6 protein-coding genes are annotated in these 14,662 nt (G+C 64.9%); 3 read left to right on the forward strand and 3 right to left on the reverse strand.

Annotated features, from left to right (window positions below; translation table 11 throughout):
* The first annotated feature begins 764 nt into the window (after window positions 1-764).
* Genes recC through recD form a run of 3 tightly spaced genes read left to right on the forward strand, consistent with a single transcriptional unit; the run spans window position 765 to window position 9,878 of the window.
* Window positions 765-4,253: an exodeoxyribonuclease V subunit gamma gene (gene recC, locus OUZ49_RS10340; protein WP_266150307.1), complete on the forward strand. Its 3,489-nt coding sequence runs from the start codon at window positions 765-767 to the stop codon at window positions 4,251-4,253.
* Window positions 4,250-7,909, forward strand: coding sequence for an exodeoxyribonuclease V subunit beta (recB, locus tag OUZ49_RS10345; RefSeq protein WP_266150308.1), 3,660 nt, complete (start codon window positions 4,250-4,252; stop codon window positions 7,907-7,909). The genes recC and recB overlap by 4 nt, the downstream gene beginning before the upstream one ends.
* Window positions 7,899-9,878, forward strand: a complete 1,980-nt coding sequence (recD, locus tag OUZ49_RS10350) for an exodeoxyribonuclease V subunit alpha (RefSeq protein ID WP_266150309.1) — start codon at window positions 7,899-7,901, stop codon at window positions 9,876-9,878. Before recB ends, recD begins: the two co-directional genes overlap by 11 nt.
* Before the next feature lie 18 nt (window positions 9,879-9,896).
* On the opposite strand, the gene OUZ49_RS10355 is transcribed toward recD, so the two are convergent.
* From OUZ49_RS10355 to OUZ49_RS10370, 3 genes are read right to left on the reverse strand one after another with little or no spacing between them, the layout of a single operon-like run.
* Window positions 9,897-10,475 carry a GspH/FimT family pseudopilin gene (locus OUZ49_RS10355; RefSeq protein WP_266150310.1) on the reverse strand — a complete coding sequence of 193 codons (579 nt, stop codon included), beginning with the start codon at window positions 10,473-10,475 and terminating at the stop codon, window positions 9,897-9,899.
* 5 nt (window positions 10,476-10,480) lie between these two features.
* Complete coding sequence (locus OUZ49_RS10360) at window positions 10,481-10,888, reverse strand: type IV pilin protein (protein WP_323134924.1); 408 nt, start codon at window positions 10,886-10,888, stop codon at window positions 10,481-10,483.
* A gap of 13 nt (window positions 10,889-10,901) precedes the next feature.
* Window positions 10,902-14,660 (reverse strand): pilus assembly protein, encoded by a 3,759-nt coding sequence (locus OUZ49_RS10370; protein WP_266150311.1) that lies wholly within the window; start codon window positions 14,658-14,660, stop codon window positions 10,902-10,904.
* Window positions 14,661-14,662 lie beyond the last annotated feature (2 nt).

Raw genomic sequence — 14,662 nt, forward strand, 5'->3', positions numbered from 1 at the left:
GGTTTGAAATGACGACGCATCCTAACGGACAGCGCAACGATCGAGATGACAGCTGCTGCTCGTCGGCAGCGCTGCATTTTCTTGCGCCCATGCGTGCCGAACGACAGCAGGATCAATGCGCCGACTCGCAAGCTCGCCCGGGTTGAACGCCGTCGTTCCATATCAACGCATGCGTATCGCTGCGACGAGGGCGAGCGCTGATCACACCCGATGGACTGACCATCAGAACACTCGTGCTCATGTGCACCCACGCTTGGGGAGCCGAACTCATGCTTGAGCGGCTCCCGGCGAGCTACAAATTTGGGTGGGCCGTCCGATCCTGGACGGATGACCACCCTGCGCGTCCGCACTCCATTGCGAACCCTAACGCGTGCCTGGCGGCACGCTCCCCCTTTGCAGGAGGCTCCTTCGTAACGCTCCACCACAGTTAAGTGGTGATGGCCCAGGGGAAGGGCCGGGGACACGGCATCACTCTCGTGAAGCCGGGGGTTAGTGTGCGGCCCGCCGCCTGGCGCCTCTATAAGACTTATCTGAAATCACGTAAAACCCATTGCTCCGACCCGGGCCAGTGAGCCCTTAAAAGCCCTGGACTCGGTGCTGGCCATGGCATCAGCCGCCATGCCTGCCGGATGGCGGAAAAGCGCAGCGTTCCATCCCGCCCGTGAGCTTTCTCAGCTCCTGAGAAGGCGAGCCGGCAGGATGCGGGACTTCCACCAGCCGCTCGGCGAGAATGCCCCCATGAGCCAAGCCGCCCCCTGCCTACCGTGAGCCACACCCTGGACTTGCCGCTTGAGTCGCCTATCGAACCGGGCCTGATGGTCATCCATGGCAACCGCATGGAGGACCTGCGCGACCTTCTGACGGCCTGGTTGGCCCGTGCACCGCTGCGTCCACTGGAAGACGAGCTGATGCTGGTGCAGAGCAACGGCATCGCCCAGTGGCTGAAATGGGCGCTGGCGCGTCCGGCTGGCGAAGGCGGCCTCGGCATCAGCGCGGCGATCGATGTGCAATTGCCCGGCCGGTTTCTTTGGGCGGCCTATCGCAGCGTGCTAGGTCGCGACGCCGTGGCAACGACGTCGCCGTTTGACAAGTCACGCCTGGCCTGGCGACTGTTGCGCCTGCTACCCGAACACCTGCACGAAGCCGATTTCGCCCCGCTGCGCGAGTTTCTCAGCGACGACCCGGACGAGCACAAGCGCTTCCAGCTGGCCGAGCGGGTGGCCGACCTGTTCGATCAATACCAGGTCTATCGCGCCGACTGGCTCGCCGATTGGGAGCAAGGTCGCTATCAATTGCGCGATGACCTGCGCAGCCGCCACACGCCGCTGGGCGATGACCAGCGCTGGCAGGCCCGGTTGTGGCAGCTCGTCCTGGATGACGTGGGTGAGGAACGCCACAACCATCGCGCGGCGGTCCATCATGCCTTCCTCGAGCGCATCGGCAGCTTGACCGCGCGGCCTGCCTCGCTGCCGCGACGCATCGTGGTGTTCGGCATCTCCTCGTTGCCACAGCAGACGCTGGAGGCGCTGACCGCCCTGGCCCGATTCAGCCAGGTGATGCTGCTCGTCGCCAACCCCTGCCGCCACTACTGGGCCGACATCATCGAGGACCGCGAGCTGCTCAAGGCGAACCAGCGACGCCAGGCCGGCAAGCCTGGCCTGCCGGTGGAGCCGCGCTATGAAGACCTTCATCTGCACGCGAACCCACTGCTGGCCGCCTGGGGTCGCCAGGGTCGCGACTACATCCGGCTGCTCGACGCCTTCGACAAGCCCGAGGGCTACCGCCAGCGCTTCGCCGCCTGGAACCGCAGCATCGACCTGTTCGCCGATACCGATGGCGATACGCTGTTGCGCCAGATCCAGCAGGCCATTCTCGATCTGGAGCCGCTGCCGCCCCACCCATCGCAGCGCAAGGCGTGGCGCAGCGACGATGCTTCGTTGCGATTCCACCTCGCCCACAGTGCGCAGCGCGAGGTGGAGATTCTGCACGACCAGCTGCTGGCAATGTTCGAGGACGCGCGCCGCCGAGGCACGCCATTGTCGCCGCGCGACGTGATCGTGATGGTGCCCGATATCCAGGCCTACGCTCCGCATGTGCAAGCGGTCTTTGGCCGACTACCGGTCGACGACCCGCGGCACCTGCCCTACTCCCTGGCCGACCAACCCTCGCGCGGTGCCGTGCCGTTGATGGTGGCGCTGGAGCATCTGCTCACGCTGCCGGATTCGCGCTTCGCGGTAAGCGCTGTACTGGACCTGCTCGATGTGCCGGCGCTGCGCACACGCTTCGCCATCGACGAGGCTGGCCTGCCCACGCTCAGACGCTGGATCGAAGGCTCCGGCATCCGCTGGGGCCTGCATGGCGAGCAGAAGCAGAGCCTCGACTTGCCCGGCATCGAACAGAACAGCTGGCGCTTCGGCCTGCAACGCATGCTGCTGGGCTATGCCGCGGGCGACGCCGATACCTGGCAAGGCATCGCACCCTACGATGAAGTGGGTGGACTCGACGCCGCCATGATTGGCCCGCTCACCGAGCTTTTCGATCAACTGGAACGCTACTGGCAGTTGCTGCGTGAAGCGGGCACGCCAGCCCAGTGGCATGAGCGCCTGCAGGCCCTGCTCGGCGACTTCTTCGCGCCGGACGATCCGGCCGATAGCGACCGTCTGGCGCGCCTTGGCGATGCCCTGGACGCCTGGCAGCAAGCGTGCACCGAGGCGGCATTCACGCAGCCCGTGCCGCTAGTCATCGTGCGCGAGCATTGGCTCAAGGCGATCGATGAAAGCCGCCTGTCGCAACGCTTCATGGGTGGTGCGGTGAGTTTCGGCACCTTGATGCCCATGCGTGCCATCCCATTCCGCGTGGTATGCCTGCTCGGCATGAACGACGGCGACTACCCGCGTCGCCAGGCACCAGTCGACTTCGACCTGATGGCGCAGCCCGGCCACGCGCGGCCAGGTGATCGGTCCCGTCGCGAAGACGATCGTTACCTGTTCCTCGAGGCGCTGGTCTCCGCGCGCGATGCGCTCTATATCAGCTGGGTGGGTCGTAACGTGCGTGACAACAGCGCACTGCCAGCTTCGGTGCTCGTCGGCCAGCTGCGCGACTACGTCGCCGCCGGCTGGCATCGCGACGGCGATGACGCCAGCGATGCCGCCACCGGCCAGGCACTGGTGGAGGCCATGACGACGGAGCATCCGCTGCAACCATTCAGTCGACGCTACTTCAGCGCCGATGCGAATGCCCACGTGTTCACCTATGCGCGCGAATGGCGGCAAGCGCATCGCAGCCACGTCGCCGCGCAAGGCGACAACGCCTTGGCGCGATGGGAAGCGGATGCTGCACTGGGCATCGGCCAGCTGCAAAGCTTCCTCAGTCGGCCGGTGCGCTACTTCTATAACCAGCGCCTGAAAGTGCATTTCGCCGACCTGGACGAGGAAACGCCCAATGACGAACCGTTCGCGCTGAACGCACTGGAACGACACGTCGCCAACACAAGCGTGCTGCGTGCTGCCGTACAGGCTGACGATACCGACGAAGCCGTCGACATTGCCGCGCGCCATCTGGCCGAACAGGGCGCCCTGCCACCTGGCGGATTCGGCGAACTGCTGCGCGATACGCTGGCGCGGGAAGCCGGCGAGCTGGCCGCCCACTGGCTCGCGACCTGCCGACGCTGGCCGCAGGCTGCCGACAAGCTCGAGCTGCAGTACGCCGCGCACGGTGTTCGCATCGAAGACTGGCTGACGGATCTGCGTGTGGGCGACGACACCCATCTCGTTCGCCTGGAGCTTGCCAGCGGCAAGCTGCGGCAGAAGGATGGCGGCCTTCGCCATGACAAGCTGATCGGCGCCTGGGTGATCCACCTGCTTGCGCACGCCCACGGCCTGCGCCTGCAGACGCACGTCATCAGCGCGGATGCACACGTGATTCTTCGCGTGCTGGACAAGACCGAAGCGACCACGTGGACCGACCAGCTGCTGGCAGCACTGCGCGAAGGCATGAACGCACCGTTGCCGATAGCCCGCAAGGCTGCCTATGCCTGGCTTCAGCATGCCAAGGACGAGGACAAGGCCCGTCAGCAGGCCGAACTCGCCTACGACGGCAGCGGATTCAGCCAGATTCCCGGCGAAGTCGAGGAAGACGCCTGCCTGGCGCGCGCTTGGCCCAGCTTCGCCCACATGGAAGCGGCAGGATTCAAGGCCTGGCTTGAGCTCTACCGCCCCTTGATGGATGTTGTCTCGCAAGGAGATGTCGCGTGAGCGCCAGCGCATCGCTCCAACCCCTGCAGCTGCCCCTGTATGACATCCAGCTGATCGAGGCCAGCGCGGGCACCGGCAAGACCTGGACCATCGCAGCGCTTTATCTGCGCCTGGTGCTGGGTCACGGCCGCACGGACGCCGAGCCCTTGCTGCCCGCCCAGATCCTGGTGCTTACCTTCACCAAGGCAGCCACGGCCGAGCTGCGCGAGCGCATTCGCGAACGCCTTGGCGAAGCCGCCGAGGCGTTCCGCCGCGATCACGCGTCCGATGACTTCCTGCGCGAACTCATCGCTGCCTATCCCGATGCCGATGCGCGCGCGCGCGCCGCCAGGCAACTCGAGCTGGCCGCGCAATGGATGGACGAAGCGGCCATCCACACCATCCATGCCTGGTGCCAGCGCATGCTTGGCCGACACGCGTTTGATAGTGGCCATGCCTTTGTGCAGGACACCGAGATCGACGAAAGCGAACTGCTCGCCGAAGCCGTCCGCGATTACTGGCGCAGCTATTTTTTCCCGCTCGACCGTCACGGTGCGGCGGTGATCTCGCGCTGGTGGAAGAGCCCGCCGGCGTTGCTGAAAGCACTGCGTCCCCTGCTCCGCCAGCCGCTGCCAAGCCTGCGCCTGGATGGCAAGCCGCTGCCCGAACCAGCGCGCGCCCTCAGTGAATTCAAGCGCAGCGTCGAAGCACTGAGCGCGGCCGAAGCGGTCGCACGACAGCAGTGGCTGGAGAACGTGGAGCCGATCGAGACGATGTTTGCCGTGGCGCTGGACTCGGGCGCGCTGAACGGCAACAAGATGAGGCGCGAGAAAGTCGTGACCGAACTCGCACTGTTGCGGCAATGGTCGCAGGGCCTGGCCGACGCCAGCGAGACTCTTCCGCGCTATACCCAGACCGCACTGGCCGCTGCCAAGAACAAGAACGCCGCGCCGCTCATCCATGAAGCGTTCGTGGCCATCGAAGCCTGTGCCGCGACGCGGAATGGTCTCGCTGCACTGCAGGCATCGATGTTGGCCCATGCCACCACCTGGGTGACCCGGCGGCTGGAGCAGACCAAGCTACGTCGCGCCCAGCTCGGTTTCGATGACATGCTCAAGCGCCTGGACGGCGCACTGCACAGCCACGCCGGCGCCAGGCTGGCCGACACCATCGCCAGGCAATACCCGATCGCTTTGATCGACGAGTTCCAGGACACGGACCCACTGCAGTGGCGCATCTTTCGCCGCGTCTACGCGGGACGCGGGCCTACCGGCCTGCTGCTGATCGGCGATCCCAAGCAGGCGATTTATGGCTTCCGCGGCGCCGACATCCATACCTACCTGCGCGCCCGCGCCACGGCGCAACAACCAACCTGGACGCTCGACACCAATTACCGTTCGACCCAGGCGCTGGTGGGCGCGGTCAACCGCATTTTCGAGCATGCCGACAGCCATGCGGAGGGCGCCTTTGGCTTCGGACATGGCAGCAGCGCGCTGCCGTTCCACCCAGTCGCCGCGCGTGGACGAAACGATCGGCTCGTGCTTGATGGCCAGGCGCTACCGCCCATGCAACTGGCCGTCGAAGACCGGCCCGAAGCGATCAGCGGCTCGACCTATGTGGACGTGATGGCCCGCCACGCCGCCGCCTATCTGGTGCAACTGCTGACCGCGGCACAGCAAGGACGCTGCGGCTTCATGGACAAGGACGAGCAGGTCACGCCGTTGCGACCAGGCGATATCGCCATCCTCGTGCGCAACGGCAACGAAGCCGCACGCGTACGCGCTGAAATGCAGCGACGTGGTCTCAAGAGTGTCTATCTGTCCGATCGCGATTCGGTTTATGCCTCGGCCGAGGCCGCCGATCTGTTGCGCTGGCTGCAAGCCTGCGCCGATCCGGGGTCCGACCGCAGCATGCGCGCGGCCCTGGCCACGCCGACGCTGGGACGAAGCGACGCGGAGCTGGACCGGCTCAATCTCGACGAGCATCACTGGGAAGCCTGTGGTGAACGCTTCCGCCAATTGCATGACACCTGGCAGCGCCATGGCGTGCTGGCCATGCTGCACGATCTGCTGCATGCCTTCGATCTCCCTGCCCACTTGCTCGCGCGGCCCGACGGCGAACGCGCGCTGACCAATCTGCTGCACCTGGCCGAGCTGCTGCAACACGCAGCGACGAGCCTGGACGGCGATCATGCGCTGATCCGTTACCTGGCCGCGCAGATGGCCACGGCGGTCGATCCGCAGGCGGAAACGGCGGAAGAGCAGATCGTGCACCTGGAAAGCGAGGCCGCGCTGATCAAGGTGGTGACCATCCACAAATCCAAGGGCCTGGAATACCCGCTGGTGCTGCTGCCCTTCGTCTGCGCCGCACGCGAGGTGAAACGCGATGACAGCTTCCTGTGGCATGACACGGAAGGTGAAGCGCAGATGGATCTGCGCGCCGACGACGCGGCACGGGCGCTCGCCGATCGCGAGCGCCTGCAGGAGGATCTTCGCCTGCTCTATGTCGCCCTGACCCGCGCGCGCTATGCCTGCTGGCTGGGCATCGCCGGCGTGGGCGGCGGCAGGACTACCCCTCTGCACAAGTCCGCCTTTGGCCACGTGCTGTCCGGTGGCGAGCCGATCCCGCCGGGCGAACTGATGCGCCGCCTCGCCAGTTTGCGCGGAGGCCATCCGGACCTGTCGATCGGGATACTGCAGCAGCCCGAGCAGCATCTGCTCAGGGCCGTGGACGCAGACATCACCCCGCTGTGGGATGCTCGCACGTATACCGGCGGCGCCCAGGAACGCTGGTGGGTGGCGAGCTATAGCTCGTTGCGATACGCCGAAGCCGAACTTGCCTCGGTGCCCGCGCCGGAAACGCCAACGCAGGACGTTCTTATCGAACTGGGCAGCGCGCAAGCAGCCATGGCCGACTTCCCGCCTGCCAACGCGCAGGGCATGCACGCCTTTCACGCCGGCGCCGAGGCCGGCACCTTCCTGCACGACCTGCTGGAATGGGCAGCGGACGAGGGCTTCGCGGCGGTCGTGGATGACCCCGGTGGACTGGAAAAGGAAATCGCCCGACGCTGCCAACGGCGAGGCTGGCAAGCCGACATTCCCCTGCTATCGCGCTGGATGCCTGCCTTGCTTCGCGCGAACCTCGCCTTGCCCGATGGCGCTTCGGCCAGCCTCGCCGGCGTGGATGGCTATTACGCCGAAATGGAATTCTGGTTCGAGGCGCAACATGTCGACACGCTGGTACTCGACCGTCTGGTCACCGCGCACTCGCTCGATGGCCAGGCGCGCACGCCGTTGCTGCCCGAACGCATCAACGGACTGCTCAAGGGCTTTATCGACCTGGTGGTCGAGCAGCAGGGGCGTTACTACGTGATCGACTACAAATCGAACAAGCTCGGCAACGACGCCGGCGCTTACACACCTGCCGCCATGCGCGAATCGATCCTGCGCGAACGCTATGACCTGCAGTACGCCATCTACACGCTGGCCCTGCATCGCCAGCTGCGCGCGCGCCTGCCGGGCTATGACTACGATCGCCATATGGGCGGCGTGGCCTACCTGTATCTGCGCGGTATCGACGACGCGGGCCATGGTGTCCACCAGGAGCGTCTGCCACGGACGCTGATCGACGCCATGGACCGCCTGTTCGCGACGGGAGTGCACGCGCATGCGGCATGACGCCAGGCTGGACCTGCTGGACCAGGCTCCCGAGCGCGGCACCCTGCGCGCTCTCGACGTCGCCTTCGCCCGCTTCCTCGCGGCGCAGGATGCCCATGCCCCGGCCGTACTCCCCTTGCTGGGCGCCCTGGTGAGTCGGCAACAGGCCGACGGCCATCTCTGCCTCGATCTGGCATCGTGGGAGCCGCTGGCCGACGAGTTCGCGTGGCCCACGAGCTGGCGCGCACTGGTCGCGACTGCCACCGCCGATCCTGCCTCCTTGACCCACTCGATCCTCGTCGCCACGCCTGATGCCGGCGATCACGCCGGCTCGCCCCTCGTGCTCGACGGCCATCGGCTCTATTTGCGCCGCTACTGGCAGCATGAGCAACGCGTGGCGCAGGCCATCAGCCTGCGCTTGATCCAGTCACCCAGCGCGCCGCCACAACTGGCGGAACAATTGGCGCGACTGTTTCCCGCCGAGGCCGGCGACCTCCCCGACTGGCAGCGCATCGCCTGCGCGCTGGCTGCACGCGGCGCCTTCACTGTCATCACCGGCGGCCCGGGAACCGGCAAGACCACCACCGTCGTACGCCTGCTTGGGCTGCTGCAAACCCTGCAGCTCGACCACTCGTCCCGACCACTGCGCATTCGCCTGGCCGCACCGACCGGCAAGGCGTCGGCGCGACTGCAGGCCTCGATCAGCGCGCAGATCGCGCAGCTCGATGTCGACAGCGACGTGCGCGCAACGATTCCCAGCCAGGTCGACACCCTGCATCGGCTGCTGGGTGCACGGCCGGATACGCGTCGCTTCCGCCACGACCGTAGCCATCCGCTGCACCTGGACGTCCTGGTCATCGACGAAGCCTCGATGATCGATCTGGAGATGATGTCGGCCGTACTGGCCGCGCTGCCCGAGGATGCGCGACTGGTCCTGCTCGGTGACAAGGATCAACTGTCGTCCGTGGAAGCGGGCGCCGTACTGGGCGACCTCTGTCGCCGTGCGGAAAGCGCGCACTACAATCCCGCAACGGCCGAGTGGCTGCGCCAGACCACGGGCGACGACGTCAATGCCTGGGTGCGTGCCGACGCCGCGCCGCTGGACCAGCATGTGGCCATGCTGCGCCACAGCCACCGCTTCGGCGCCGACAGCGGCATCGGCATGCTCGCTCAAGCCACCAACGAAGGCGACGTCGCCAAAGTGCGGCAGCTGCTGCGGCGGTCGCAGACCGATATCGCATGGGTGAACCCGTCCGCCGAACCGCAACGCCTTGCGGAACTCGTCCTCGATGGTGGCGCCAGGCGTTTTTCTGCACGCAGCGACGATGCCTCGCCGCAAGGCTACCGTCACTACCTTGAATGGATGCGCCAGGAGCGCCCGCGCGCCGATGCCGGCGCGGCGGCGTTCGACGCCTGGGCCCGTAGCGTGCTGCAGAGCTTCGGCCGCTTCCAGCTGCTATGCGCGCTGCGCCAGGGCCCGATGGGCGCCGACGGGCTCAATCGCCAGGTGGCCGACATCCTGCACCGAGCGGGACTGATCGACGCGAGCCGCGAATGGTACGAAGGCCGCCCCGTGCTGGTGACCCGCAACGACTACAGCCTGGGCCTGATGAATGGCGATGTCGGCATTGCACTGCGCGTTCCCGACGAACTTGGCGTGCTGCATCTGCGCGTGGCCTTCGAGGTCGCCGGAACGGCCGGCGATACCGCCACGCGCATCCGCTTCGTACTGCCCTCACGCCTGGGCGAGCGCGAAACGGTCTATGCCATGACCGTGCACAAATCACAGGGCTCCGAATTCGAGCACGCCGCGCTGGTGCTGCCCGATGAGCCAAACGCCGTCCTCACGCGCGAGCTGCTCTACACCGGGATAACCCGCGCCCGCAGGTGGTTCAGCCTGCAGGCCGCCATGTCCATCGTCGAACAAACCGTCGGCCAGCCGGTATATCGACACTCAGGACTGCATGCACATTGGCAGGTGACCGAATAGCCGGCCCCATGCCGGCGATCAAGAGCAGTTGCTGCCGGACGGCAACGGACCGAGCGCAACGCTGCCAGAACCGATCAAGCCGACCTTGATGCCTGGTACGGCAGCTGAATTTTCTGCTTGGGCGCCGCTTGACGGCCGCGAGCAGACGATGAGACCGAACGAGTCACGCCTCGCCTCCCCCTGCTGGCCGTACGTGAACGGAGCGGCATCCAACGCCGCGATGGCCACGCCCGGCTGCGTCCCCGTGGCCCGCAACAAGGCAAAGTCCGCCTTGCTGCCGTCGTACAACTGATTCGCACCTTTGCCGCCTGTGGGGTAGGCATAGACGATCCAGCCGGACGCATAGTCCGCCGATTCGCTACAGGTGGCGCCATCGCTGCTGGCGCAGATCGATACGTACTTTCCGCGCGTGGCAGCCTCAGCTCGTGCGTAGGTGAAATCCGCCAGCAATTCATTGGCCACCGAGGCCACGCGATGACGGCGCGTCAGGCTGCCGAAATTGGGAACGGCAATCATGGCGAGAATGGCGATGACCGCCAACGTCACCATCAGTTCCACCAGCGTAAAGCCACGATGCCTGGAACGGTGCTTGGCCATGATCATCACCAGCAACTGCCATTGTTGCTGACGTTGCCCGCCGCCGCCGAGGTTTTCGTACCCATGCCATCGAGCTGCAACGATCCGCACGCATCGCTTTGTTGGGCGCTGCGAGGAGTCGCCGTGGCAAGGTAAGTCGAGGCTGTCTGGTTCGACAGCGATACGGAGTAAAAGCCGTTATCGGATAGCGCGGGATCGGCGAAGCCAAGCTCTGCAAGTGCACCGTATTTGTTGTACGTGGCGTAGTAGCGCTCCTGCGCTGTGGCGATGCGCAAGAGCAACTCCTGTCCATCGGTTCGCCGTGCGCGATAACCGTAACGGCTATAGGCCGGCACGGCGAATGCTGCAAGTACGGCGATGATCGCAACCACGACCATCAGCTCGATGAGGGTAAAGCCATGCACACGCCGCATGATGCGCTCCCGGTTAGTCCGCATGGTTGAGCACTCGCCAGGATCGCCGGCGCCAGACGGGAATGCCGAACGAAGGCGCCTTGCCATCAAGCGCCTGATTGCCCGTGTCCGCGATCAAGCCTGGCACGTAGGCAAGACCACCACCCATCGACGAGGACACCGGCAGAAAGCCGCCTGTCGGCGGATTTTTTACGCGCAGTCCTGCTTGCGCATAGCCGTCGGGCCAGCCGGTGATGCCGCCGTAGCTGCCACCAAGATTGGCCTGGCCCGTCAACGCATCGAGTATCAACAGCGCGCCGCGCGGCGCGGGATCGCAAGGATCGTTGTTCTGCGGTATCAAGGTCGTGATGATCGCCTGGTTGGTAGTGAAGATCGCCGTTGCGTCCACCACTACCCGTTCGCCCTTGGCCGAGCTGATATCGAGATCGATAGACCAACCGCGAATGGCCGTACCGCTTGTCGTCTTGGCCGGTACCGGATTGCTGGTGAGGCCTCTTATGCCGGAAGACTCGACCATCGTCTGCTTCACCAGAGGGCTCGACGAGCTGCCGCCGATGATCGGCGCCTGCCCCGCGGAACCTGCGTCGCGCATCCCGTAGATGGACTGCACCCTGGTATTGGCGTCGATGACGTTGTCGATGCCACCGAGATATTTGCCCGTGCCGAACAACACCATGAAGCCACCCGCAGCGGCATCCGGAAACAGGCGCGGCATCACCGTGATGGGCTGGTAGCCCGGGTTCTGGGGGCGGTAGAACAACTCGGCTTTCCAATTCGCAGGATTGCCATCCGTAAGATCAAAGCGCCATAGATTGCCCAGCAGATCGCCGGCAAAGGCGACGTCATCGACCTGGTCGCTGTTGTAGTCGCCCAAGACTGGCGTGGTCAGGCCGTAACTCTCGATGGATCCCGCCAAGCCGCTGACGCTGGTGGGCGTCCTCAGCTCCCGCAGCAATTCACCGGATTGTGCATCGAGCACGAACAGCGAACTGAATGCGTTGCTTGCCGCCGGCTCGGTGCTGCCCGTCGGAAAATAGCCAGCCGGCACCATGACGACCCACTTGCCATTGGCCAACCTGCCGATATTGGGCCTGCCATAGGTGTAACCGAGATTGGCGGGATCGTTGCCACCCGTCGGCGGTACGGTGTGGTTGAATTCCCACAGCACTTTTTCGGCAGGCCCGATCACCTTGCCGGAAGTACCGCCCTCCGTGGCCGACGGCTCCGTGATATCCAGCGCGTAGACACCCCGGCCACCCAGCCGCAAACCGGCTACCAGGATGGTGTGCCAGCCCTGGTTGCTGCCGGTACTGAAATAGACATCGCGACTCACCGGCGTACCGTCGACCGATGGCATGAACTTGAAATCGTCCAGCGATGACCAGCCGGACAGGCGGCCAAATGCGGAATACGGCACATAGGCCCAGCGCTCCGCGCCTGGATTCGGCGCGACGTCCACGGCGCTGGCAAGCGTTGCCGCGGTGGTTGCGTCAAATGCATGCAGCATGCCGTCGTTCGCCGCCACGTAGACGGTGGGCGCACGCCTGGCATGATCGGCGCGGAACTTCTCATACGATTTACCCGATGCGGCAGCCGCCGCCTCGGCAGAACCTGCCGGCCAGGTATTGCCGTAACCGCTGTTTGGCTGGGCCACGTAAAGCGTTTGCGCATTGACGACCGCACCGAACACGGAGTTGCGCTGTCGGAAGCTGGTGCCGTCCTTGCTCTGGTCGCCGCGCAACCAGCTCAGCCGGTCGTTGCCGGTTGGCGTGGTGGTTCCCGATCCAAAACCCGCATCCACCGCATGGACTGCGCTGACGACCGCGGCGCCGCGGAAGGCGGTCCCTTTTCCCGCGCCCGCGCCCGTACTCGTAAGTATGACCCGGCTATCCCCGGCCTTCGCCCGCGTATCCAGCAAGCTGCGGCCATTCCAAAGCGCGGCCGCCGAAATACTTCCGTCGGTATTGACCGCGTTGGCCGTCAGGCTGCCTTTCCAGTCATTGGTGTCGTAGCCCGCCTGGCAGGTTACGGCGCCTTCGGTAAGAACCGCCGAGCTCAGGCTCCCCGACACCGACGTGGTGTTGCGCGAGACGATGCTGTTGATGATGTTCTTCAACGCATTGCTGAGTGCGGAAGGATTGCTGGCGGCAAAGAACACGCCGCGGCTGTTGAGCGCCGCGTGCCACATGTCATCGATCTTCTTGCCATCGTCCGTTCCGACGACGGGAACAGGCCAGGCGATGGCTCCGCTGCGCAGGCTCTTATAGGTCGTCGCATTGTTCGACAGCGTCCCCGAAGCGCCGAAGCCAATCATGTACTGCACCAGGTGCGGCCAGGTGGCCGGATCATTGGCCGGGTTCCAGTAGATCTCCTTGTTCGTGCGCGGATCCGCATCCGGCGCCAGTGGCTTGTTGAACAGCGTGGTGGATTGGTCGGGAAAATTGGACAACACCTTGAGCCGATTGGCTGGGGTTGCGAACAGACTGGTGCCCGTCACGCCCGCCTGCAAATCGGTGGCCCAATATCGGAAAGCGATATCAGCCATCGTCTCGACGCTATTGCTTTCCTCGTTCCACACGACCTTGCTTTCGCTATCCGACAGGGAAAAGCTGCCGATCCCGTCAGGCAAGCGGCTGATGGGAGCGCGATCGTTTACGGCCCCCTGCGTTGGCGTATCCCCATTCCACATGCCGTCGGTCATTTGAATGTGGTAGTTCTGGCGACATACCAGCTCCTTGCCGACATCGCGGTCCCAATACGGATTATTGTCGGTCGCGCCCGTGCGGTTCTTGAAATACTCGCCCACGCGCAACGCGGCGGTGCGATTCGGCGTGCCGCCTGCGTCCGGCATGGCGAACAGCCAGTTGTAGAAGCGCGTGCGCACATTGCTCGTCGTCGTACCGTCGACAAACTTGTAGATCGAGGTCGCCGTGGTCAGCCATGGATTTGTCGTGGTATTCGCATTGATGTTCTGCCACGCGACGCGGACGTTGTCATTGAACGGCTGGAAGGCGTGCGAAACGGAAGATACCGACGCCATGGTGCGGGTACGGTAGTACGAAAACCAGTTGGCGAAGTTCTGCTGCTGGGCCGCCGGCAGCGGTACCCAGGTCCAGCTCCCGGCGGTGTAAAGATTGGCTATCGCCTGCGTCGTGAGCTGGCCCGAACTATTCACCGGCAAGGTACTCGCCGCCCCGGTGTACCTGTAGTAGCCCGCTCCTTTGTTTCCACAAAAGCTGAGCGTGGCTAGGTTCTGCGTGTAGTTCGTCGCCGAAACGGGGCTGGCAGGCCGGTTGACCTTGAACCCATTGACCCAGGCTGCGGTGAACACCGCATTGGGCATGCTGGTGCCGTCGGCCTTCACCGGTGGCGCATAGGTATTGTCGGGATTGAAATAGACGCCATTCATGCTCCAGGAACGCGGATCACTGCTGTCCGTGATGCCGGGTGCAATCACGCCCGCGCAAAGATAGGGACCAACGGCGGTGCCGCTCGGATAGGCGTAATTCTCCGCCTCCGTCTGCCCGTTGCCGGCGCCCCAGCTGACGTTGCTATAGGGGCGCGCATCGGGCATATGGCGCCAAGTCATCGAGCCGGAATCGTCGAATGTCAGCACCAGATTAGGCGCCACCGAGGTGGTGGCTGCTGGCGGCCCTGGACTGAGTTCGACCGTGCCGGCCATGGATACGGCAGAAGTACCGGCAAACACGCTCATCGCCAATCCAATGAAGGCGGGCTGCAGCCGCTGAAGTGCGAAATTCGCTTTAGCCATGG

This window comes from Dyella halodurans, from assembly GCF_026283925.1.
In the GTDB taxonomy this organism is placed as follows: domain Bacteria; phylum Pseudomonadota; class Gammaproteobacteria; order Xanthomonadales; family Rhodanobacteraceae; genus Dyella; species Dyella halodurans.